Annotated in this window: 18 protein-coding genes; 13 read left to right on the top strand and 5 right to left on the bottom strand. The window is 73.8% G+C overall.

The window, feature by feature from the left end; translation table 11 throughout:
• Positions 1-37: 37 nt before the first annotated feature.
• Positions 38-718 carry a TetR/AcrR family transcriptional regulator gene (locus ACWDD9_RS21785; RefSeq protein WP_449812399.1) on the bottom strand — a complete coding sequence of 227 codons (681 nt, stop codon included), beginning with the start codon at positions 716-718 and terminating at the stop codon, positions 38-40.
• A 152-nt stretch (positions 719-870) separates the two neighbouring features.
• On the opposite strand from ACWDD9_RS21785, the gene ACWDD9_RS21780 reads away from it, so the two are divergent.
• From ACWDD9_RS21780 to ACWDD9_RS21770, 3 genes are all read left to right on the top strand, one after another.
• A complete protein-coding gene (locus tag ACWDD9_RS21780) occupies positions 871-2,361 on the top strand; it encodes an MFS transporter (RefSeq protein ID WP_449812398.1) in 1,491 nt (496 codons plus the stop codon).
• A 167-nt stretch (positions 2,362-2,528) separates the two neighbouring features.
• Entirely contained in the window at positions 2,529-3,332 is an 804-nt protein-coding gene (locus ACWDD9_RS21775) for a TIGR03084 family metal-binding protein (protein WP_074002837.1), read from the top strand.
• A gap of 153 nt (positions 3,333-3,485) precedes the next feature.
• Positions 3,486-4,877: an FAD-dependent oxidoreductase gene (locus tag ACWDD9_RS21770; protein ID WP_449812397.1), complete on the top strand. Its 1,392-nt coding sequence runs from the start codon at positions 3,486-3,488 to the stop codon at positions 4,875-4,877.
• A 126-nt stretch (positions 4,878-5,003) separates the two neighbouring features.
• Here the strand turns inward: ACWDD9_RS21770 and ACWDD9_RS21765 are convergent, their stop codons facing one another.
• Together ACWDD9_RS21765 and ACWDD9_RS21760 are read right to left on the bottom strand one after the other, a co-directional pair.
• On the bottom strand, positions 5,004-6,161 hold the full coding sequence (locus tag ACWDD9_RS21765) for an epoxide hydrolase family protein (protein ID WP_449812396.1): 1,158 nt from the start codon (positions 6,159-6,161) through the stop codon (positions 5,004-5,006).
• Positions 6,162-6,417: 256 nt separating this feature from the next.
• Entirely contained in the window at positions 6,418-6,831 is a 414-nt protein-coding gene (locus ACWDD9_RS21760) for an SgcJ/EcaC family oxidoreductase (RefSeq protein ID WP_074002835.1), read from the bottom strand.
• A gap of 280 nt (positions 6,832-7,111) precedes the next feature.
• Between ACWDD9_RS21760 and ACWDD9_RS21755 the strand changes: the two genes are divergently transcribed.
• From ACWDD9_RS21755 to ACWDD9_RS21740, 4 genes are all read left to right on the top strand, one after another.
• A complete protein-coding gene (locus ACWDD9_RS21755; protein WP_449812395.1) occupies positions 7,112-8,344 on the top strand; it encodes a cytochrome P450 family protein in 1,233 nt (410 codons plus the stop codon).
• Between the two features lie 21 nt (positions 8,345-8,365).
• Positions 8,366-9,385: an alcohol dehydrogenase catalytic domain-containing protein gene (locus ACWDD9_RS21750; RefSeq protein ID WP_449812394.1), complete on the top strand. Its 1,020-nt coding sequence runs from the start codon at positions 8,366-8,368 to the stop codon at positions 9,383-9,385.
• Between the two features lie 416 nt (positions 9,386-9,801).
• A complete protein-coding gene (locus ACWDD9_RS21745) occupies positions 9,802-11,730 on the top strand; it encodes a CRTAC1 family protein (RefSeq protein WP_181970774.1) in 1,929 nt (642 codons plus the stop codon).
• A complete protein-coding gene (locus tag ACWDD9_RS21740; RefSeq protein ID WP_449812393.1) occupies positions 11,727-12,737 on the top strand; it encodes an enediyne biosynthesis protein in 1,011 nt (336 codons plus the stop codon). The genes ACWDD9_RS21745 and ACWDD9_RS21740 overlap by 4 nt, the downstream gene beginning before the upstream one ends.
• A gap of 104 nt (positions 12,738-12,841) precedes the next feature.
• Here ACWDD9_RS21740 and ACWDD9_RS21735 read toward each other — a convergent pair whose 3' ends face one another.
• Positions 12,842-13,573 (bottom strand): maleylpyruvate isomerase family mycothiol-dependent enzyme, encoded by a 732-nt coding sequence (locus tag ACWDD9_RS21735; RefSeq protein ID WP_449812392.1) that lies wholly within the window; start codon positions 13,571-13,573, stop codon positions 12,842-12,844.
• Between the two features lie 318 nt (positions 13,574-13,891).
• Here ACWDD9_RS21735 and ACWDD9_RS21730 point away from each other — a divergent pair, with 318 nt between their 5' ends.
• The 3 genes from ACWDD9_RS21730 (at position 13,892) to ACWDD9_RS21720 (ending at position 17,356) form a co-directional block, all read left to right on the top strand.
• The gene (locus tag ACWDD9_RS21730) at positions 13,892-14,932 is read left to right on the top strand and encodes a DUF1702 family protein (RefSeq protein WP_449812391.1); all 1,041 of its coding nucleotides are present in this window, start codon (positions 13,892-13,894) and stop codon (positions 14,930-14,932) included.
• Between the two features lie 88 nt (positions 14,933-15,020).
• Positions 15,021-15,995, top strand: a complete 975-nt coding sequence (locus tag ACWDD9_RS21725; RefSeq protein WP_449812390.1) for a DUF1702 family protein — start codon at positions 15,021-15,023, stop codon at positions 15,993-15,995.
• 2 nt (positions 15,996-15,997) lie between these two features.
• A complete protein-coding gene (locus tag ACWDD9_RS21720) occupies positions 15,998-17,356 on the top strand; it encodes a cytochrome P450 (RefSeq protein ID WP_375872997.1) in 1,359 nt (452 codons plus the stop codon).
• Positions 17,357-17,473: 117 nt separating this feature from the next.
• Here the strand turns inward: ACWDD9_RS21720 and ACWDD9_RS21715 are convergent, their stop codons facing one another.
• Entirely contained in the window at positions 17,474-18,265 is a 792-nt protein-coding gene (locus tag ACWDD9_RS21715) for a helix-turn-helix transcriptional regulator (RefSeq protein WP_449812389.1), read from the bottom strand.
• Positions 18,266-18,843: 578 nt separating this feature from the next.
• Here ACWDD9_RS21715 and ACWDD9_RS21710 point away from each other — a divergent pair.
• The 3 genes from ACWDD9_RS21710 (at position 18,844) to ACWDD9_RS21700 (ending at position 22,191) form a co-directional block, all read left to right on the top strand.
• The gene (locus ACWDD9_RS21710; protein ID WP_380740992.1) at positions 18,844-19,374 is read left to right on the top strand and encodes a DUF5987 family protein; all 531 of its coding nucleotides are present in this window, start codon (positions 18,844-18,846) and stop codon (positions 19,372-19,374) included.
• Positions 19,371-21,026: an FAD-dependent oxidoreductase gene (locus ACWDD9_RS21705; protein WP_049657656.1), complete on the top strand. Its 1,656-nt coding sequence runs from the start codon at positions 19,371-19,373 to the stop codon at positions 21,024-21,026. The genes ACWDD9_RS21710 and ACWDD9_RS21705 overlap by 4 nt, the downstream gene beginning before the upstream one ends.
• 97 nt (positions 21,027-21,123) lie before the next feature.
• Entirely contained in the window at positions 21,124-22,191 is a 1,068-nt protein-coding gene (locus ACWDD9_RS21700; RefSeq protein ID WP_449812388.1) for a carboxymuconolactone decarboxylase family protein, read from the top strand.
• Positions 22,192-22,262 lie beyond the last annotated feature (71 nt).

The raw sequence follows: 22,262 nt of genomic DNA, 5'->3' as shown, positions 1-22,262 counted from the left end.
AAGCGGTCCGGAAAGAGTTCGGGTGCCCGGCGCCGGACTATTCCGGCCCCGCCGGGTCCACCACCGGCACCACCTCCTCCCGCAGCCGCCGGGCCGAGGCCGCCACCGATCCGGCGGCGGCCTCCCGGGTGTCGCCGACACCGACCATCAGCCCCACCAGCTGCGCCTCCAGCAGGCGGTCGGCGTCGCAGGGCTCGATCAGGTAGCCGCCGAGCTCCAGGACGACCAGGCCGTGCACCGCCGACCACATCTGGTGCGCCACCAGTTCCGGGTCCGCCGGGCGGAACCGGCCCGCCCCGACGCACCGGGCCGCGCACTCGGTCACACCGGCCAGCGTGTAGCGGCCGTACTGGCGGTCCTCCTCGTCGAGCGAGAACCCGGCCAGCGAGGAACCGCCGAACATCACCGCGTACAGGTGGGGGTTGGCCAGCGCGTTGCACCGGTAGGCACGGCCCAGCAGCGCGAGGTCGCACACCGGGTCGTCACTGGGCCGCACCTGGGTGAAGTGCTGCTGGAGCCGGGCGAACCCCTCGTGGACGATGGCCCGCGCCAGCCCGCGCATTCCGTTGAAGTGGGTGTACAGGGCCATCGTCGAGGTGCCGACCTCGCTCGCGATGCGGCGGGTGGACAGTGCCTGCGGCCCCTCCTCCGCCAGCAGCCGGGCGGCGATGGTCACCAGCCCCGGGCGGGCACGGGGATCCGAGCGACGCGGACTCATGTCCCCAGTCAACCAAAACGCCGTGGTGCCGGAACCGGTCGCGGGTCCACAACTCCCGATCCCAGCACACTGCGAGAAGCGGCCCTCAGGACGCCCGGCGTAGCTTCCCAGTCACCCGGCGCGACCGCCGCCCCCGACCGAAAGGCCGCCCCGTGTTCTCCAGACCCCTCGGCGCCGCGATGCTCCTGTACGCGGGCAGCGCGATCGTGCTGGTCTCCTCCGCACTGGCCTTCCACCACGCCTTCGCCATGGACCCCGCGATGCCGATGCCGATGCAGATGGAGATGGCGCACGCCCCGGCCGACGCCGGACGGAAGCTCGGCGGCATGCCGCTGGCGGAGATGCCGGAGATGTTCACCGCCTTCGCCGGACTGCTGCTCGTGGTGGCCGGCGCCGCCCTGCGCGGACGGCCGCGCTCGGCCCCGACCGAACTCCGTGGCGGCCGGCGCGGCCGGCTGCTGATCGCCGTCATCGGTACGGCCGCCCTGACCGTCGACATCAGCAAGACCTCCACGCTGGGCTTCGTCATCCCCGGCATGCGGGCCGACTACGGCCTCGACCCCCGGACGGCCTCCCTGCTGGCGGTCTGCGGACTGACCGGGACGGCGGCCGGGGCACTGCTGTTCGGTGTGCTCACCGACCGGATCGGCCGCCGCAGCTCCTACCTGATCGCCACCCTCGGCTTCACCGCCACCAGCATGTGCGGCTCGATGCCCACCTTCCGCGGGAACCTGCTGATGTGCGGGCTGATGGGCCTGGCGGTCGGCGGCCTCGCCCCGCTGCTGATCACGCTGCTCACCGAGGCGGTCGGCGGGCGGGTCCGCGGCTCGGTGGTGGTGGCGCTCTCCGTCGTCGCCACCGCCGTCGGCTACCTGATCGCCGCCGGCTCGGCCCTGTGGCTGGAGCCGGTGTTCGGCTGGCGGATCCTCTGGCTGATCGGCGCCCCCACCGGCGCCGTGCTGGCCGTGCTGACGCCCTTCGTTCCCGACTACGTGGCGCTCTCCGCCCCGGCGGCGCGGAGCGCACCGGCCCCGCGGCGGGACTCACGGTCCGCGCGGGCCCTCACCCACGGCCTCCAGCGGGCGTTCGCCACCCTGATCGGCCTGCTCACCTTCGGCCTCACCACCTGGGTGCCGAGCCTGGCCCGGATCGGCGGTGTGCCGGTGCGCACCGCGAACCTGATGCTGACCGTGGCGGCGGTGGTGATGGTCCCGTGCGCCCTGCTGCTGATGCTGGGCTACCGCCGGTTCGGCCCGACCAGCATGGCGGCGGGCCTGGCCACCGTCACCGCCGTGCTGCTGCTGGCGCTCACCGCCAGCGGCGCGGTGGCGCAGGTGGGCTGGATCTGCGCGGGCGCGCTGGTGGCGGCGCTGTTCTCGGTGAACTCGATGGCCGCGATCTTCCTGCCGATCGCGGCCGACCTGGCCGATCCGGAACGGCGCGGCCGGACCACCGGCTGGGTCTCCTTCTTCAACCGGCTGGGCGGCCTGTGCGGGCCGCTGCTGCTGGCGGGCCTGGTGTCCTCGGCCTCCGACGTCCTGCTGGCGGTCTCCGTGCTGGCGCTGCTGTGCGGCGCGGCCGCCTGGTACATCAGCCGCCGGAGCCGGCTCGCGGCCCCGGCGCTCGGCGCGGCCTCCGAGTGACGGGGCGCGGGTGACAGGGGCGCGGGTGCGGCCGGTGGCAGAGCACGGGCGGAGAAGCCCGCCGATCTCCGGGAGCAGATACTGGATTCGCCCAACTCGCCATGGTTCGAGGCGGATTGGGAGTGCGCCGGGCATCCGGCCGGTTCCGCTCAACGGAAGGAAGAGGCATGGTCGACCGACAGGACGTGATCTCCGCGCTGGTGCTGGACGGCGAGGCCGTCGACGCGCTGGTGGCGAACCTGCCCGAAGCCGACTGGGCACGCCCCACGCCGGCCCCCGGCTGGACCGTCGCCCACCAGGTCGCCCACCTCACGGCCACCTTCAGGCTGGCCGGACTCGCGGCGGGCGACCCCGAGGCCTTCCGGGCGGTCGCCGCCGGCATCGGGCAGGACATGGACGGTGCGGTGCAGCAGGCCCTCAAGCCCTACCTGGCGAAGGCGCCGAAGCTCCTGCTGGAGAGCTGGCAGACCGAGCGCCGGGCCGCCGAGGAGGCCCTGGCGGCCGTTCCGGCGGACCGGCCGCTGCCGTGGCTGGTCCGCCCGCTGACGGCCCCCGTGCTCGCCGCCGCCGGCATGATGGAACTGTTCGGCCACGGCCAGGACATCGCCGACGCGCTCGGGGAGCGCCGCGAGCACACCGACCGGATCCGCTACCTGGTCGAGTTCGCCGTCCGCACCTGGGACTTCGGCTACCAGGCCCGCGGGCTCACGCCGCCGGAGACAACGTTCCGTTTCGAGATCACCGCTCCGTCGGGCGCTCGGTGGGAGTTCGGCCCCGCCGACGCGGAGCAGCGCGTCAGCGGACCCGCCGTCGACTTCTGCCTGCTGGTGACCAGGCGCCGGCACCGCGACGACCTCGCCCTGACGGCCCGTGGCGAGGACGCCGAGGCCTGGCTCGACCTCGCCCAGGCCTACCGCGGCCCGGCCGGTCCGGGCCGCACGCCCGGCCAGTTCCGGTCGACCGGGCACTGACCGGGCACTGACCGCAAGCGCCACCGGGTCCGCGGCACCGGGCGGGGGTGCCGCGGACCCGCGCGCACGCGCGCTCCGGGCGAAGGCCGACAGCGCGGCGGCGCACCAGCACGGGGACCGCCACCCGTCCCACACCCGACAGAAGGGACCGTCATGGGCACCCGTACCGACGAATGCGCCGTGGTTCTCGGCGGAAGCATCGCAGGCCTGTTGGCAGCGAGGGTGCTCGCCGAGTCCTATCCCCGGGTCGTCGTCGTCGAACGCGACCGGATCCTCGGCGTCCGCGGGCCGCGGCGCGGCGTCCCGCACGGCAACCACGCCCACGGGCTGGTCGCCCGCGGCCACCAGATCATGGAGTCGCTGTTCCCCGGCCTCACCGACGAACTGGTCGCCGCCGGGGTGCGGCCCGGCGACTTCAGCGCCGACATCCGCTGGTACTTCAACGGGCTGCGGCTGCGGCCGGCGCACACCGGCCTGCCGTCCGTACCCGCCACCCGGCCGGTGCTCGAACACCACCTGCGCGAGCGGGTACGGGCGCTGCCGGAGGTGACGTTCCTGGAGGAACACGACGTCATCGCCCCGGTGACCGACACCACCAGGCGCCGGGTCACCGGGGTCCGGGTGCAGCGGCGCGCCCCCGGGAGCACGGAGCGCACGCTCTCCGCGCACCTGGTCGTCGACACCACCGGCCGCGGCTCGCGCACCCCGCGCTGGCTGGCCGACCTCGGGTACGAGGCACCCCCCGAGGAGCGGATCGAGATCGACCTGGCGTACACCACCCGCCACTACCGCCTCAAGGGGGATCCGTTCGGCAGCGACATCGCCATCATCCCCGCCGCCACGCCCTCGCACCCGCGCGGGGCCTTCTTCTACCGGGTGCCCGGCGAGGACAACCGGGTGGAGCTGTCGGTGACCGGGATCGTGGGCGACCACCCGCCCGTCGACCCCGAGGGGTTCCACGCCTTCGTCCGCTCGCTGCCCGTCCCCGAGATCCACGAGGCGATCCGCGACGCCGAACCGCTCGACGAGCCCCTGCGGTTCCGCTTCCCGGCCAGTGTCCGCAGGGACTACCACCGGCTGGAGCGCTTCCCCGCCGGGCTGGTCGTCCTGGGCGACGCGGTGTGCAGCTTCAACCCGGCCTACGCCCAGGGCATGACCTCCGCCGCGCTGCAGGCCCTGGTGCTGCGGCGGCACACCGCGGGGCGGCGGCTGCCGAACCCCCGGGCCTACTTCCGCGACGTCGCGCGGGAGATCCGGGCCCCCTGGTCCTTCGCCGCGGTGACCGACCTGGGCTACCCGGGCGTCGCGGGCCGCCGCACCCCGCAGACCCACCTGGTCAACCGCTACGCGGCGCTGGCCCAGCGGGCGGCGGTCCACGATCCCCGGATCACCGAGGCACTGGTGCGGATCGCCGGACTGGTGGCCACCCCGCAGTCGCTGATGCACCCGCGCACCCTGCTGCGGGTGCTGCGCGCCGCCCGCCGGCCCGTCCCGCCCCCGGCCGGCGCCCACGCGGGCGCTCCGGAGCTCTCCGGCCGGAACTGAGCCGGCGGCGGCCGATCGGAACGGGCCGCCCGCCGGCACGGCCGCGCCCACCGGTACGGCCGCCCGCCGGAACGGCCGCGCCCGGCACCGGACTCCCGGTGCCGGGCGACTCCGTGAACGGTCCGCTCAGCGGACCCGACGCGCGAACTCCCGGACGTCGTCGACGAACAGCCCGGGCTGCTCCAGGGCGGCGAAGTGCCCGCCGCGGTCGAACTCGGACCAGTGGGCGAGGGTCGGCAGGATCCGTTCGGCCCAGCGCCGGACCGGCCGGACCGCGTCCTCGGGGAACACCGCCACCCCGACCGGTGCGGACAGCGGCCAGGGGCCGGCCCAGGTGCGGAGGAAGTCGGCGTCCAGCCGGTTGGACTCGTAGTAGAGCTGGGCGCTGGAGCCGGCGGAGGCGGTGAACCAGTAGATCGCCACGTCGGTCAGCAGCCGGTCCCGGTCGACGACGTCCTCGGGAACCGTCCCGGCCGCCGTCCACTCCATGAACTTCTCGACGATCCAGGCGAGTTGGCCCACCGGCGAATCGGTCAGGCCGTACGCGAGGGTCTGCGGCCGGGTGGATTGGATCTTCCGCCAGCCGGCCCCGTCCTGCTCGAAGTACCCGGCGAACTCCAGCCGGGCCCGGTCCGCCGGGTCCAGCCGGGCGAACTCGGCCGGGTCCTGCGGCGGGAAGGTGGCGAGCATGTTGAGGTGGACGCCGGCCACGTGCTCCGGGTCGGCCAGGCCCAGCTGCAGCGAGACCGGCATGCCCCAGTCGCCGCCCTGGACGAGGTACCGGTCGTAGCCGAGCCGGCGCATCAGCTCGGCCCAGGCCCGGGCGACCCGGGCGGTGTCCCAGCCGGCCTCCCGGGGGTGGCCGGAGAAGCCGTAGCCGGGCAGCGAGGGTATGACCAGGTGGAACGCGTCGGCGGGATCGCCGCCGTGGGCCCGCGGATCGGTCAGCGGGCCGATCACGTCCAGGAACTCCGCCACCGAGCCGGGCCAGCCGTGGGTGACGACCAGCGGCAGGGCGTCCGGCTCGGGCGAGCGGACGTGCAGGAAGTGGACGTCCACGCCGTCGACTTCGGTCAGGAACTGCGGGAAGGAGTTGAGGTGCGCCTCGGCCTTGCGCCAGTCGAAGCCGGTGCGCCAGTACTCGGCCAGTTCCTTCAGGTAGCCGAGCGGCACGCCGCGCCGCCAGCCGGCGCCGGGGAGTTCGCCGGGCCAGCGGGTGGCCGCGAGCCGGCGGTCCAGGTCGTCGAGGGCTTCTTGCGGGATGTCGATACGGAAGGGACGCATCCGAGTCCTCTCAGCGGGACCGTGCGCCGACCCGGGCCGGCGCCGGAGGGGTGGCGGCCGGCGTACCGGCCGGTCCGTGCGGGGGTGCCGCAGCCGTACGGCACCGTCCCGCACGGCACTGTACCGGCCGCGCGGCGCCCCGGAGCGTCGATCGGCCGGGCCGCCGGGGGAGGGCCGGCGGTCGGTGCGGAGCCGGGGCCGCCGCGCGGTCTCCGGGGGGAGAACAGGCGACGGCCCCGCCGCTCCGGCTCCGGGCTCAGGCGGCGACGGGGGTGTTCTGGTACGAGGCGATCCGCCAGTCGGCGCCCTGCCTGGCCAGCACCCAGGTCGCCCGGATCGCCCGCTCGGGCGTCACCTCGGTGTCCCCGGGGGCCAGCACGCCGCCCTTGGTGACCAGGACGGCCACGTCGTCGGCCAGCGGGCGGACCGACTGCGGCTCACCGGTGACCTGGGTGCCCTTGAACGGGCCGGCGAACGCCTGCGCCATGAAGGCGCGGATCTGCTCGCGGCCGGTCAGGTAGACGTCCCCGGGCAGGATCAGCGTCGCGTCGTCGGTGAAGACCGCGGCGAAGCCGTCGGCGTCGTGCCGTGCCCAGGCCGCGATGATGAGTTCCGGGACGGCGCGCAGCGCGGCGACGTCGGCGGCGGTGGGCGGGGGAGTGGCGGACATGGCTCTCTCCTTATCCGGCGGTTCCCGGCCGCGATCACCACGGCCCGGTGACGGCCAGCGTCACACCGGGCCGTCGGCCGCCGCATCTTCCCGATTGCGCTGGGCGGCCGCCCAGCCGCCGGCCGGGGGGGACGCCGCAAGCCGGGAGATGCGGGCACCCCGCGCGGGTGCCAGCCTCGACAGGGCCGGTCAACGGCCCTGGCCCCGCTGCCGCGTGGCCCCGCGACCCGGCGACTCCCTGACTCCGCCCGCGCCCCGCTCCGACCGCCTGGAGGCTTCCGTGTCACTCCCCGCCCCCGTCGTCATCGACCGAGCCGGACGTGACATCCACGCGGAGGGCGCCCGGATCCGGGCGAACGGCCCGGTCGCCCGGATCGAACTGCCCGGTGGCGTACCGGCCTGGTCGATCACCGGCCAGGACGTCGCCCGGCGGGCCCTGGCCGACCACCGCCTGTCCAAGGACCCGCGCCGGCACTGGGCGGCGTTCGCCGAGGGCCGGATCGGCGCGGACTTCCCGCTCATCGGCTGGGTGCTGATGGACAACCTCACCACCCGCTACGGCGCCGACCACACCCGGCTGCGGCGGCTGACCGCCGGCGCCTTCACCCCGCGCCGGGTCGAGGCGATGCGGGCCGAGGTGGAGAAGGCCGTCGAGGAGCTGCTGGACGACCTCGGCCGCCTCGCGCCCGGCGAGGTGGTCGACCTCAAGGCCCGCTTCGCCCATCCGATGCCGGCCCGGGTGATCTGCGACCTGTTCGGCGTGCCGGCCGGGGACCGTGAGCGGATGCTGCGCGGCGGCGAGGTGAACGTCGACACCACCATCACCCCGGAGGAGTCCGCGGCCAACGTCGAGCGGTGGCACCGGGAGATGCTGGAGTTCGTCGAGGGCAAGCGCCGCGACCCCGGGGACGATCTGACCAGCGACCTGGTCCAGGCCCAGGAGGAGGACGGATCCCGGCTGAGCGACTCCGAACTGGTCGGCACCCTGCACCTGCTGCTCGCCACCGGGACCGAGCCGGTGATGAACCTGCTCGCCAACACCGTCCGGGCCGTGCTCACCCACCCCGACCAGCGGGCGCTGCTCCGGTCCGGCGCGGTGGGCTGGGCGGAGGTGATCGAGGAGAGCCTGCGCGCCGAAGCGCCGGTCGCGCACCTGCCGTTCCGCTTCGCGGTGGAGGACATCGAGCTCGGCGGGGTCACCATCGCCAAGGGGGAGCCCGTCCTGATCAACTTCGCGGCGGCGGGCCGCGACCGCGCCGTCCACGGGGAGGACGCCGACGCCTTCGACGCCACCCGGGCGAACAAGGAGCACCTCTCCTTCGGCCACGGCGTCTACCGCTGCATCGGCATGCCGCTGGCCCGGATGGAGGCCGAGACCGCCCTCGCCGCGCTGTTCCGGCGCTTCCCGGACCTCGAACTCTCCGTACCCGCCGAGGAGTTGGCACCGCAGGCCACCTTCATCATGAACGGCGTCCAGACCCTCCCGGTCCGGCTCGGGCCGCGGAGCAGTTGACAGGGAAAGGTGGTTCGGCCGATGTGGGCAGCCGTCGTACCCGAGGCCAAGGCGCGCTGGGAGCTTCGCGAGATCCCTACCCCGAGGCCCGGTCCCGGCCAGGTGCTGATCCGGGTCCACGCCTGCGGGGTCTGCCACAACGACCTGCTGGTCAGTCAGGGCGTGTTCCCCTTCCCGGCGTTCGCTCCGGTGGTGGTCGGGCACGAGGCCGCCGGCGAGGTTGTCGAGGTCGGCGCCGGGGTGACCGGCCGCCGGGTCGGCGACCGGGTCGGCGCCACCTGGGTGCAGGCGACCTGCGGCCGGTGCGCGTACTGCCGGCTCAACCTCCCGCTCTCCGGGCAGTCCGGGATGAACTGCCCGGAGGCCGTGATGAGCGGCCTCACCGTGCAAGGAGGACACGCGGAGTACGTCGCGGTGGCGGCCGCGAGCACCGTGCTGCTGCCGGACGCCGTCCCGTACGAGACCGCCGCCCCCGTGCTGTGCGCGGGCTACACCGCGTGGAGCGCGCTGCGCGCCGCCGATCCCGGACCGCGCGAACGGGTCGCGGTGCTCGGGATCGGCGGACTCGGCCACCTCGCCGTGCAGTTCGCCCGGGCCAGCGGCTTCGAGACCGTGGCCGTCACCAGCTCGCCGGACAAGCACCGGCTGGCCCGGACCCTGGGCGCGGACCACGTGGTCGCCGACGGTGAGGGGCTGCGGGCGATCGGCGGCGCCGACGTCGTCCTGGTGACCGGCACCTCCTACCGGGCCGCCGCCGGGGCCCTCCAGGGGCTGCGGCCGAACGGCCGGATGGTGCTGGCCACCATCGACCCGGTCGAGCCCTTCGCCATCCCGCCGACCAGCCCGTTCTGGGCGCAGCGCCAGCAGGTGATCGGCGCCACCCACAACGGCCTCGACCGGCTCACCGAGGCCCTCGACCTAGTCGCCTCCGGGGCCGTCACGCCGCTGGTCGAGACCTTCCCCAAGGAGCGGGTCGCCGAGGCGCTGGACCGGGTCGAGCGGGGTGAGGCGCGCTTCCGCGCGGTCGTCACGTACGCCTGACCGGTGAACCGGTGAACCGGCGGACGGGAGAAGCCATTCCCCCCCCCCCGGTGAACCTCTCTTGAGTTCTGGAAGCGCCCTTCCGCGGCACGCGCGCGGGAGGGCGCTTCGTCGTGCGGTCGAGGGCCGGCCGACGGTCCCGGCGGCGGCCGCAATTCCTCCCGCTGAGCAACGGGGAAGTAGCGATTCCGAGTGCTTTGCGTACATCCTCGTACAGTAGACCCGCGCGTGACGTGCCTATCGCCGGCGCATTTCGGGTCGTGAATTCCGTCATCCCGAACCGTCCTGCCAGCAGGGGGTTTTGGCCGCGTCCTGCACTCGACGCGGGCACGGGGTCGTATTCGATCCGTCGAGAGGGGAACCCGGTGGCGTACCGTGAACGAATCCGCAGACTGATTCCAGGCCTGGTGGTGATAATGGTGGCCACCTCGCTGTTCTTCGCCGTACGGACCTCGGTCGCGGCGGCCGGGGCGGAGGAGGTCGCGAAGCAGTACGGCTTCAAGGAACTGCCCATCGCGATGCCGCCCGGCTACGAGCAGCGGCCGATGCGGACGGTCCGGACCGTCAACCCGGCCTACCAGAAGATCCGTTCGTGGATCTCCTCGGTCGGGGCCAGCATCGCGATCAACGACCTGACCGGGCACGGCGTGGCCGACGGCATGTGCATCGTCGACACCAGGACCGACAGCGTGATCGTGACGTACACCCCGACCGCCCGGCCGGCCGACCGCTTCACGCCCTTCGTGCTGGACGGCAGGCCGCTGCCGATGGACGACACCATGGCGCCCACCGGCTGCACGCCCGGCGACTTCAACGGCGACGGCCGGATGGACCTGCTGGTGACGTACTGGGGCCGCACGCCGATCCTGTTCATGGCCAGGTCGGACGCCACGACCCCCGCCGCGGCCTCCTACGTGCCGCGCGAGCTGGTGCCCTCGGAGTCCCTGGACGGGAAGTACCACGGCCCGCGCTGGAACACCGACGCGGACTACGTCGGCGACATCGACGGCAGCGGGCGCCCGTCGATCGTGATCGGCAACTACTTCCCCGACTCCGACGTGCTCGACCCGAACGGGCTGAACAACGTCGTGATGAACGACTCGCTGTCCAGCGCCAAGAACGCCGGCGGCGACCACGTGCTGCGCTGGCAGCAGAGCACCTCGGGGACGGAGCCCACCGCGTCGTACGTGGAGGAGAAGGGCGCGATCCCCTACGACGCGTCGACCGGGTGGACGCTGGCCATCTCGGGCGCCGACCTGACCGGTGACGGACTGCCCGAGCTGTACATCGCCAACGACTTCGGACACGGGCACCTGCTCTACAACCGGTCCACGCCCGGGCACATCGAGTTCAGCGAGGCCAAGGGTGAGCGCACGCCGACCACGCCCAAGTCCTTCGTCCTCGGCAACGGCTCGTTCAAGGGCATGGGCGTCGACTTCGGCGACATCGGCCGCAACGGCGACTTCGACATGATGGTCAGCAACATCACCGTCGCCTGGGGCCTGGAGGAGAGCAACTTCCTCTGGATCAACAAGGCCAAGGACGAGGCCGACATGCGCCGCAAGCTCGCCGCCGGCATCGCCCCGTTCACCCAGGAGGCCCAGGAGCACGGCATGGCCTGGACCGGGTGGGGCTGGGACACCAAGATGGGCGACTTCCTCAACAGCGGCGACCTCGCGGTGCTCCAGGCCACCGGCTTCGTCAAGGGGAAGATCGACCGCTGGCCGTGGCTCCAGGAGATGGCCATGACCAACGACGACCTGCTGTCCAACCCCGCGATGTGGCCCAACGTCCAGCCCGGCGACGACATCGCCGGGGACGAGGCGATCGCCTTCTACGCCAAGACCCCCGACGGCCCGTACGTGAACATCAGCTCCCGGCTGGGCATCGCCGTGCCGACGCCGACCCGCGGCCTCGCCACCGGCGACACCACGGGCACCGGCCGGCTGGACTTCGCGGTGGCCCGCCAGTGGGGGCCGCCCGCCTTCTACGCCAACACCGCGCCGGCGCTGGGCAGTCAGCTGAACCTGCGGCTCTACCGGCCGACCGGTGAGGGCGCCGCGGGACAGGGCCTGGTGAACACCGGGGCGCCCGCGTACGACGCCACCGTGCGGGTCACCACCCCGACCGGCACCCAGATCTCCCGGCTCGACGGCGGGGGCGGCCACGGCGGCTTCCGCAGCTTCGACGTGCGCTTCGGTCTCGGCGCCCACCAGGGGCCGGTCACCGTCGACCTGAGGTGGCGGGACGCCGCCGGGGGACTGCACGAGAAGAGCGAGCAGCTCAGCCCCGGCACGCACACGCTCGTGCTGACCGACCAGGTCCAGGAGGTCCCGAACCGATGAGCGCGAGCGTGCAACCCCGAGCCGGCGGCGCCCCGGCGGCCGCACCGGCCGCCCCCGCGAAGCCGAAGGACCCGCGGTACCTCGCCCTGCGGAACTTCGCCCTCTCGATCAGCGTGTTCAACATCTTCGGCTACACCCTGCTCGGCTTCGAGCAGCCCTGGCTGTGGCCGTTCGTCGCGGTGTTCACCGCCTACGCCTGCGAGATCGGCTTCGAGCTGATCAGCGCCTGGGCCCAGCGCCGCGCCCCCCGCTTCCGCGGGAACGGGTTCCGCGGCGTGTACGAGTTCCTGCTGCCGGCCCACATCACGGCGCTCGCGGTCAACATGCTGACCTACGGCAACAACCAGCTGCTGCCGATCGTCTTCGGCGTGGTCATCGGCGTCGGCGGCAAGCACGCCCTGCAGGCACCGATCGCCGGCCGGATGCGGCACTTCATGAACCCGTCCAACTTCGGGATCACGATGTCGCTGGTGTGCTTCGGCTCGTGGTTCAGCATCGCGCCGCCCTACGAGTTCACGGAGAACGCGAACACCTTCTTCCGGGTGATGATCCCGCTGATCATCGCCACGGCCGGAACCGTGATCAACGCGCTGCTCACGAAGCGGACCCCGCTGATCGTCGGCTGGCTCGGCGCGTTCGCCATCCAGGCGTTCCTCCGGCACTGGATCTGGGACGTCGCGCTGTTCTCCGCGCTCGGCCCGATGACCGGTGTCGCCTTCGTGCTGTTCACCAACTACATGATCAGCGACCCGGGCACGACGCCGGTGAAGGGCCGGGCCCAGTTCGTGTTCGGCAGCTCGGTCGCCTTCGTGTACGCGATCCTGATGGTGTTCAACGTCGTCTACACGCTGTTCTTCGCCACCACGCTGGTCTGCGCCCTGCGCGGGCTCGGGTGGTGGGTCGTGCACCTGCGCCGGCGCTCCCGGCGGGCGGACGCCGCCGGGGCGTCCGGGGGCGGAACGGCCGTCCAGCCGCAGCAGAGCCAGGTCGGGGCGGCCGTGGCGTGAGGCCGCGGCCGGTCTGCCGCACCACGACCGCCGCGTGACACCGTGACCTCTCCGTGGCGCCGCCCGCTCGGGCGGCGCCACGGAGCCGTTCCGCGGCCCGGGCGCTACCGCGCGGCGACGGCGGCCTCCACGGGCCGCTCCGGCGGCCGGAACGGCCCCCAGGTGAACGCGGGCAGCCAGGCGTCCGGCGCGGTGCTCCAGGCCAGTCCGGAGACCTGCCCGACCGTCCGCCGGCCGGTGAGCGACCGGAGCAGGTCGTGGCGGTGCCCCTGGAGGACGGCGGCCGGCTCGCCGTCACCGGCCTGCCACTCGGCGCCCGCCGTCCGGATGCGCAGCGCCGGAAGCCCGTGGGAGCGCACCGAGTTGGCGAAGCCCCGGACGACCAGGTCCAGGGCCGAGGGGTACGACGGCTGGTCCGCGACCACCGGCGCCCGGAGCGCGCCGCGCAGGTCGAGTTCGTGGGTGAACGCGTCCATCATCATCATGGTGTGCCGCAGCTGCGGCGTGTCCGAGAGCACCCGCTCCACCGGGCCGTCCAGCCGCGACCACTCCTCGAGCAGGCCGGCCAGGCCGGTGCCGGACTCGGCGTGCGGCACCTCCCACAGGTTGCCGGGCACGTCGGCGGCCACCGTCCGGCAGACCTCGACCAGGTGGCCGAGCAGGTCCAGGACGGTCCACCCGGGACAGGCGGGGACCGGGACGCCGGCCGCCCCGGGCCGGGCGGCGAGCAGCAGTTCGGTGATGTTCCGCCGGGACCGGCGGTAGGCCACGCAGTCGGGCGCCCGGTCCCAGAGCGGCTCGGGCGGGGCCTCGTCCTGCTGGTGACGCGTGTTCATGCGCGCACTCCTTCGATGGGACGGCCTGGACGGGGAACGGACCCGACGGCGCCGGGCACCCGGTCCCGCACGGCCCCATTCCACCGCGCCGCCGGGGATTTCGACAACACGGTCCGCGGCACCCCCGGGCGCGGTTTCCGAGGCCTTTCGGCGGCCTGGCCGAGGAAACCTCAGGTGGGGAAAGGCCGCTTCGTGAAAGGGAGTTCGGGTAGCGACGGTCATCCGGCCGAAAAGAACGCAACCGCGGAGATGCGGCCGCCCCCGCCGCCCCCGGAGCATGGAGGGGCCGTCATTCAGGACGCTGGGCTGGGAGGGATCGTGCCGACGACCTTCGGATCACTGCGCCGACTGGTGCTGACACCGTCACTGGCCTCGGTGGCCTTCGCCGGAAGGGGCTTCCCGGTGACCCCCACGGCCGCCACCGAACGCCTGGAGGCGGTGCCCCAGGCGGTGGTCTGCGGCTTCGAGTGGGGCATCGACGCCCGCAACCAGTGGGAGGTCGAGCGCCGGCTGCGCCTGGTCGACCCGGAGCAGCGCGGATTCGCCTACGAGGGCGCCACGATGGCCTTCACCGTCCTGGACGCGACGGGCCGGGGCAGCCGCACCCGCGACCTGCTGGCCGGGCCGGGGCAGCCGCACATCTTCCTGGCGTACATCGGCATCGGCTTCGCCATGGCGCGCCTGCCGCGGCCGCTGTGGCGCAAGGTGCTGCCGGACCTGGCCGGGACGCCGTACCACCCGACGATGAGCTGGCTGGCGGTCGACGGGTACGGCTTCGACCTCGCCTACTTCGGCACCCGACGCTGGGTGGACGAGCAGCGCGAGGTGAAGCCGTACCCGTGGCAGGGTGCGCCGGAGTACTTCCGGCGGGCCGTCGACCAGGGCATCGGGCGGGCGCTGTGGTTCATCCACGGCGGGGTGCCGGAGCAGGTGGCCGTCGCGGTGCGGAGGTTCCGCGCCGACCGGCGGGCCGACCTGTGGAGCGGGGTGGGACTGGCCGCGACCTTCGCCGGCGGCGCCACGGCGGACGGCCTGGCCGCACTGCGCGGGGAGGCGGGGGAGCACCGGGCGGAGCTCGCCCAGGGGTCGGTGTTCGCCGCGAAGGCGCGCGCGTACGCGGGCTTCGTGCCCGCGCACTGCGAGGCCGCCGCCACGGCCCTGACCGGCCTGTCGGTCGACGGGGCCGCGAAGCTGGCCGACGACTGCGCGGTGGACGAGCCCGCCGCGGCCGGCCGTGCCCCGGGCGCCGCCGCCGGACCGCCGGCGTACGAGCTGTGGCGGGCCAACGTGCGGACGCACTTCCGTGCCGCCGGGCAGCCGGACCGGCCCCGGCCGCCCGCGGCGGCCCCCGCGAACTGAGCAGGTGCGGAGAAGCCCCGCCGGAGCCGGCCGGGCACCATCCGCGTGGCAGCACACCGACGTGAGGAAGACCTGAGAGGAGAATGGCGTGCCCAGTGCATGGCGAACGCTCCGACGACGCGTTCTCACCCCGAGCACCTCGGAGACCCTACTGGAGAAGCGCGGCTTCCACCGGAAGTCACCGGACGCCCAGCACCTGCTGGAGTCGGTCGGCGGGCGGTTCCTGGAGGGCTACGCGTACGCGATGGAGGCCCGGGACCCGGCGGCGGCGGAGCTCCGCCTGGAGGGCGTTCCGGCCCCGTTCCGCGGATTCGCCTACGAGGGCGCCGGCATGGGCTTCGCCGTGCTCGACGGGCTGCCGCTGTCCGGCCGCGGCTCGGTGGGGCGCTTCCTCGCCGGGCGGGGCGCGGACCACGTCTACATGGTCTACGTCGGGATCGGCTGGGCGATGGCCCGGCTGCCGAGGTTCCGCCGGCCGGACGTCGACGGGCTCGACCCGCTGCTGCGCTGGCTCGTGCTCGACGGGTACGGGTTCCACCAGGCGTACTTCCGTACCGCCCGGTACGTCCACGAGCAGTACCGCGAGCCGGCCTTCCCCTGGCCGGCCGGTGACACGCCGTCGTACGCCGGCCACGCGATCGACCAGGGCATCGGCCGGGCCCTGTGGTTCGTCGGCGGCACCGACGCGGACCTGGTCGCGACCATGATCGAGAAGTTCCCGGAGTCCCGGTGGTCCGACCTCTACAGCGGGGCCGGACTGGCGGCCACATACGCCGGGGGCGCGGACGAGGCGGAGCTGCGGGCGTTCCGGGACCGGGCCGGACCGCACCGGGCCATCGTCGCGCAGGGCAGCGCGTTCGCGGCCGAGGCCCGGCTGCGGGCCGGTCTGCTGGTCCCGCACACGGAACTGGCCACCCGGGTCCTCTGCGGCATGGGACCGGAGGAGGCGGCCAGGGTCACCCGGGACGTCCGGCCGGCCGGGCCGGTGCCGGGCGCGCTGCCCGCGTACGAGGTGTGGCGCCGGGCCGTCGCCGACCGCCTGGCGAACGACGGGGGGTGCTAGCCGTGCCCGCGACCCGCCGGGTGCCGCCAGGACCGCCGCGCCGGGCCGCCCCGGTCCTGCTGCGCAGGCTGGTGGGGGACCGGCTGGAGCTGATGCGCTCCGCCGCGCGGGAGTACGGCGACGCGGTCCGGATCTCCATCGGCCCCAAGACGCTCTACTTCTTCAACCACCCCGAGCACGCCAAGCACGTGCTCGCGGACAACGCGGCCAACTACCACAAGGGAATCGGCCTGGTGCAGGCCCGACGGGCCCTCGGCAACGGCCTGTTGACCAGCGAGGGCGAGCTCTGGCGCAAGCAGCGCCGGCAGATCCAGCCCGCCTTCCAGCACAAGCGGATCGCCCGGCAGGCCGGGGTCGTCGCGGAGGAGGCGGTCAAGCTGGTCGGCCGGCTGCGGGCGCACGAGGGCGGCGGGCCCGTCGACGTGGTCCACGAGGTGACGGCGCTCACCCTCGGGGTGCTCGGCCGCACGCTGCTGGACGTCGACCTCGGCGCCTTCGAGGCGGTCGGCCACGACTTCGAGGCCGTGCAGGACCAGGCGATGTTCGACATGGTCACCATGGGCGCGGTGCCCTCCTGGGTGCCGCTCGCCAAGCAGCTGCGCTTCCGGCGGGCCCGGCAGGACCTGCAGCGGGTGGTCGACCGGCTGGTCGCGGACCGGACCGCCCGCGACGGCGGGCGGAGCACGGGCGACGACGCGCTGTCCCGGCTGATCACGGCCACCGCGGAGGAGCCCGACCCGCGGGTCGGCCGGCAGCGGATGCGCGACGAACTGGTCACCCTGCTGCTCGCCGGCCACGAGACCACGGCGAGCACCCTCGGCTGGACCTTCCACCTGATCGACCGGCACCCCGAGGTGCGGGAGCGGCTGCACGCCGAGGCCGTCGAGGTGCTCGGCGACCGGCTGCCCGAGTTCGAGGACCTGCACCGCCTCCGGTACACCTCCAGGGTGGTGGACGAGGTCATGCGGCTCTACCCGCCGGTGTGGATCCTCCCGCGGCAGGCGCAGGCGGACGACGAGGTGGGCGGCTACCACGTGCCGGCCGGCGCCGACGTCCTGATCTGCCCGTACACGCTGCACCGCCACCCCCGCTTCTGGGACGCGCCCGAGCAGTTCGACCCGGAGCGCTTCGACCCGGACCGGGCCACGGACCGGCCGCGCTACGCCTACATCCCGTTCGGGGCGGGGCCGCGCTTCTGCGTCGGCAACCACCTCGGGCTGCTGGAGGCCGTCTTCACGATCGCCGTGGTGGCCCGGGACCTCCGGCTGGTCAAGGTGCCCGGCCACCGGGTGACGCCCGAGCCGATGCTGTCGCTGCGGGTGGCCGGCGGCCTGCCGATGACCGTGCACCCGGCCGGCTGAGGCACACCCTCCGTCGCGGCCCGGATCCCCCCGCAGAGGACCTCCGCGGGGGGATCCGGGCCGTAAGGACTTCGCCGTCCGTCGGGTCTTCACCGTCCTGTCGGGGCGGGCGGCGGCTCAGGCGCTGTCGGCCCGGGGGGCCTCGGCGACCTGGGACAGCTCGTTGAACGCCGTCGACCGTACGTCCAGCAGCGCCAGCAGGACCGGTGGGTCCAGGGCCCGGATCGGGCGCAGCCGCAGTTCCATCGGCAGCAGCGGCACGTCCGGCCGCACCTCGATCGGTCCGACCGATCCCACCGAGAGCTCGCCGTCGCCGGTCAGCACCTCGTCGAAGGAGACGGGGACGGAGTGCGCCAGCAGGTACCAGGTGCCGCTCGGCACCCGGTCGAGCAGGAAGGCCCCGGGGCGGGGGAGGACGCAACAGGCGGCCGGCCGTCCCTCCGGGATCCGGGTCGGGAAGAGTCCGACGAACACCCGGCCGAGGTCCCCCGCGACCGAGGCCCGGATCTCGCCCCGGAACGTCGAGAGTTCCGCGCCGCGGCCCCGGCCGTGTAAGTCGACCTCGATCCGGGGAGTGAAGCCCCGGAGCTGACGGAACATCGTGGGGGAGGCGCCGACGCTGCTGGTGAACCGGGAGCTGAACGTGCCGACGCTGTTGTACCCGACCCGGTGGCTGATCTCCGTCACGGTGAACGTCGTCTCGATGAGGAGGCGTTTCGCGGTCTCCAGGCGTATGGCGGAGAGGAATCGCCGTGGCGAGACCCCGGTCATCCGTTGGAACTCACGGGAGAAATGGAATTTGCTGTACATGGCCGCCTGCGCCATATCGTCTATGGTCAGCAGCTCGCCGATGTTCTCGTGCATGGTCTCGATGGCCCGGGTCACGGCTTGCTCGATGGCAGATTTCATGATCGACTCCAGGTTCTCTGCTGTACATGCGAATGAACAGAAATTCCGCCCGTGCGATGGTCGGGTACGAAAGTCGCGGCCGTGGTTTCCGGGCCGGCGGTCAGAGAGGCCATGGCATGCGAAGGCGTCCCCCGCCGGAAAGGGGAGGACGAAAGGGGGCCGCCGCCATAACGAGAGACGACGTTATCAGTTGGTGCATGACAAGTGCAATGGCGCGTTGGCACATTCCGTTGGCATGTCTGAAAGTTGGGATGCCGGGGGGGTTCGTATGTTTGAACCCGATTGTCAAGGGCGATTGCCGGAACGGGCGGGATCGGGTGCGCACCACCGCCGACCCGCGGTGGGGGATGGTGCGCTCACGGGTCAACGCCGCCGCGCGGCCGCCGGGTTGAGGCCGCCGAAGCCGATCAACGCTCCTCAGCAACGCAGGAGATGCGGAGGTGGAGGTATTGCCCGGACGATGCCAAAGTCGCGTATGCGAATCGGGGTCGGCCGGTGCGTCGGGCCCGTTTTTTCGACGACCACCTGAGGAGATGCCGGTGGGCTCGCGTATCCCAGATCAGCAGGATTACCGCACCATGACGCTCGAGGCGTTCGCGGACACGATCGTCCCGGGGGAGAAGCGCTCCCCCGACGACCGGGCCGTGGCCGGCGCCTCGACCGGAGGCGGCGCGGTGCAGGCAGGCGCCATCGAACTGCTGGAGACGCCCGCGACCGGGCTGTCGAACGCCCTGGACGACTACGAGCAGGCGCTCAACCGCCACGCCCGCGCCTACGCGCAGGAGCACGGCCGGCCGCTCGACGACGCGGTGCCGCCGTTCGTCGCCCTTCCGTTCGCGGACCGCACCGGCCTGGTGCGGACGCTGACCGGCCCGGACCACCCGGAGCGCGAACTGTGGGTCCTGCTGGCGCTGTTCAGCAACATGGCCTACGACACCGCCGCCCACCTGCACACCGCGGACGCGATCGCGGCGGGCCACCCCGGCCTCACGGCGATGGGGTTCATGGACCCGGACGCCGACGGCCTGTGGCGGTTCTCCGACTTCTCGTACCGGCGGCAGCTGGCCGAACCCCACCCGGGCACCACGTCCACAGGGAGCCCCGCATGACGAGCACCGAGAGCACCGACGTCCTGATCGTCGGCAGCGGCTTCGGCGGCGCCATCGCCGCCTACCACCTGGCGGCCGGCGGCGCGCGGGTCACCGTGCTGGAGCGCGGCCCGTGGCTGGAGGCGCCCGACTTCGAGCACGACTTCCTGCTCGGGTCCTCCTACACCCGCATCTTCGACTTCGTGGTCGGCGACGGCATGAGCCTGCTCGGCGGGAACTGCGTCGGCGGCGGCAGCGTGGTGTACTTCGCCGCGATGCCGCGCGCGCCCCGGTTCGCCTTCGAGCGCCGCGGCGGCATCGGCCGCCGGATGTGGCCGGCGGCCATCACCCGGGACACCCTCGACCCCTGGTACGACCGGGTGGCCGAGGCGCTGCCGATCACCCAGCAGGACTGGAACGACGTCACCTACGCGGGCGGCCTGTTCGCCGCCGCCTGCGACCACGCGGGGCGCACCGCCAACCCCGTCCCGGCCGCCATCGACCGGGCGAAGTGCACCAACTGCAACTGGATGATGTCCGGTTGCCGCTTCGACGCGAAGCGGTCGCTGCTGCTGAACTACCTGCCCGCCGCGCTCGCGCACGGGGCCGAGATCCGGCCGTTGCACGAGGTGCAGCGGCTCTCCCGGACGGACGGCGGCGGCTACCGGGTGCACTACGACGTCGTCGACGACACCGACTACCGGGTGCACGTCGGCAGCGGCACGATCGACGCGAAGATCGTCGTGCTCGCGGCCGGCGCCGGCGCCACCCCGGTGATCCTCCAGCGCTCCGAGGCGGACCTCGGCACGATGCCCTCCGCCGTCGGCCGCTACTTCTCCGGCAACGGGGAGCGCCTCAACACGGCCGTCGTCGACGAGGACCGGGCCCGCGACCTGCTCGGGCTCAAGCGCTCCGACGGCCTGGCGTTCGGGGCCAACCAGATCGGCAAGGGGCCGGTCGTGGCGAGCTGGGACAACCTCGACGGCTCGCTCCCGGAGCACTCGCGGTTCTCCCTGGAACAGCTCTACTTCCCGCCCGGGTTCGGCACCATCCTGGCGCAGGTGCCCGACGCGACCGGCCCCGGCTGGTTCGGCGTGGAGAAGAAGGAGATGGTCCGGCGGTGGCAGTCCTGGCTGACCGTCTTCACCATGGTCGAGGACGACAACGAGGGCGTCTTCGGCCCGCCGCCGGCCACCGGCAACGCGGACCGGATCTCCCAGCAGATGCTCGGGCGCGGACCGATCAGGTACCGGCCGACCGAGAACACCCTGCGCGGCTGGGCCGAGTCGGACGCCGTGGTGAAGGACATCCTGGAGCGCGACGGCCTGGCCCGCGTCATGCCGTGGACCAACGACCTGGTCGGCGCGTACACCGTGCACCCGCTGGCGTCCTGCCGGATCGGCGACGACCCGGGGACCTCGGCGCTCGACGACCGGCACGAACTCCGCGACCACCCGGGCATCTTCGTCACCGACGGCTCCGCCGTCCCGGGAGCGCTCACCGTCAACCCCGCGCTGACCATCTCCGCGCTCGCCGAACGCGCGGTCCCCGGCATCGTGCGCGCAGCGCGCGAGCGCGGCGTGAACGTCCGGTACGGCGCGCCCTCGCCGGACGGCGGGACCAGCGGACGGCGCGGGGTGCGGACGCAACTGCCCGGCCTGACGCGGCCTTAGGGCGTGTCTGACCATTGGCGTCGCGCACCCGGCGGGAATTGTCAGACACGTCCCAAGCGCGCCACGACGACAGATCGAGCCAGAGAGGAGGAGAGCGATGGTGATACCGCTGCTGCGGCCGGCCCTGCGGCCGCTGGCGCAGATCCGCCGGGTCGCCCCGGTCCGCCCGGCCGACGCGGGGAAGGAGGTGGCCCGGGTCTATGCCGAGGTCGAGCGGGAGTTCGGCCTGCTCGCACCGCCGATCGGCCTGCACGCGCCCTCGCCGGCGGTGCTCGCCGCCTCGTGGGTGATGCTCCGGGAGACCCTGCTCGCCGCCGGGCGGGTCGACCGGGCGCTCAAGGAGGCGGTGGCCGTCGCCGTGTCGGAGGCCAACGCCTGCCCGTTCTGCACGGAGGTGCACGGCGCGACGCTGGCCGCGCTGCGGCCCGGACCGGGGGCGTCCGCCGGGGCTCGGGCGGCGGCGGGGAGGGAGCGGGAGGTGGCCGACTGGCTCCGGGAGACCGGGGACGGCGTGGGCGGCCGGGGTGCGCGACCGCCGTTCCCCGCGGACCGGGTGCCCGAACTGGTCGGCGTGGCGGTCACCTTCCACTACCTGAACCGCATGGTCAACCTGTTCCTGGAGGAGAGCCCGCTCCCGGCCGGCCTCCCGGCGCCCGCGCGGTCGGCGGCGACGGCCGTGCTCGGCCGGCTGATGCGCCGCAGCGCGCGCGGCACCCCGCCGGCCGGTGCCTCGCTGGACCTGCTGCCCTCCGCGCCGCTGCCGGCGGACCTGCGGTGGGCGGCGGGCACCCCGAGCATCGCCGGCGCGTTCGCGCGGGCCGCCGCCGCGATCGACGAGGCGGGGGCCCGCTCGGTGCCGGACGGCGTCCGGCGGCTGGTGACGGCCGGACTCGCCGGGTGGGACGGCGGGCCGCCCGGGACCGGCCGCGCCTGGGTCGAGGACGAGGTGTCGGCCCTGCCCGAGGAGCAGCGCCCGGCGGGCCGGCTGGCGCTGCTGGTCGCCAAGGCCTCGTACCGGGTCGACGACGGTCTCGTCGCCGAGTTCCGGCGTGGCCGGCCCGGCGACGCCGCGCTGGTCGAGCTCGCCTCCTGGGCCGCCCTGGCGGCGGCCCGGGAGCTGGGCGCCAGGCTGGGGGAGCGGGCTCTGACGGGCGGTCACGGCTGACACCGAAGCCGCCCGCGGCACTCCGAACGCACCGAGGCCCCCGCCGCGCGGCGGGGGCCCCGGTGCGTTCA

This window comes from Kitasatospora sp. NPDC001119 (genome assembly GCF_053598475.1).
The sequence above is the reverse complement of the archived record's forward strand: the minus strand, read 5'-3'. Positions and strand labels throughout refer to the sequence as shown.

Coding starts and splice junctions, on each gene's coding strand:
- ACWDD9_RS21740 (WP_449812393.1), top strand. CDS start 11,727: ATGAGCGCGAGCGTGCAACCCCGAGCCGGCGGCGCCCCGGCGGCCGCA.
- ACWDD9_RS21700 (WP_449812388.1), top strand. CDS start 21,124: ATGGTGATACCGCTGCTGCGGCCGGCCCTGCGGCCGCTGGCGCAGATC.
- ACWDD9_RS21705 (WP_049657656.1), top strand. CDS start 19,371: ATGACGAGCACCGAGAGCACCGACGTCCTGATCGTCGGCAGCGGCTTC.
- ACWDD9_RS21760 (WP_074002835.1), bottom strand. CDS start 6,831: ATGTCCGCCACTCCCCCGCCCACCGCCGCCGACGTCGCCGCGCTGCGC.
- ACWDD9_RS21715 (WP_449812389.1), bottom strand. CDS start 18,265: ATGAAATCTGCCATCGAGCAAGCCGTGACCCGGGCCATCGAGACCATG.
- ACWDD9_RS21775 (WP_074002837.1), top strand. CDS start 2,529: ATGGTCGACCGACAGGACGTGATCTCCGCGCTGGTGCTGGACGGCGAG.
- ACWDD9_RS21735 (WP_449812392.1), bottom strand. CDS start 13,573: ATGAACACGCGTCACCAGCAGGACGAGGCCCCGCCCGAGCCGCTCTGG.
- ACWDD9_RS21745 (WP_181970774.1), top strand. CDS start 9,802: ATGGTGGCCACCTCGCTGTTCTTCGCCGTACGGACCTCGGTCGCGGCG.
- ACWDD9_RS21750 (WP_449812394.1), top strand. CDS start 8,366: ATGTGGGCAGCCGTCGTACCCGAGGCCAAGGCGCGCTGGGAGCTTCGC.
- ACWDD9_RS21765 (WP_449812396.1), bottom strand. CDS start 6,161: ATGCGTCCCTTCCGTATCGACATCCCGCAAGAAGCCCTCGACGACCTG.
- ACWDD9_RS21710 (WP_380740992.1), top strand. CDS start 18,844: ATGACGCTCGAGGCGTTCGCGGACACGATCGTCCCGGGGGAGAAGCGC.
- ACWDD9_RS21770 (WP_449812397.1), top strand. CDS start 3,486: ATGGGCACCCGTACCGACGAATGCGCCGTGGTTCTCGGCGGAAGCATC.
- ACWDD9_RS21785 (WP_449812399.1), bottom strand. CDS start 718: ATGAGTCCGCGTCGCTCGGATCCCCGTGCCCGCCCGGGGCTGGTGACC.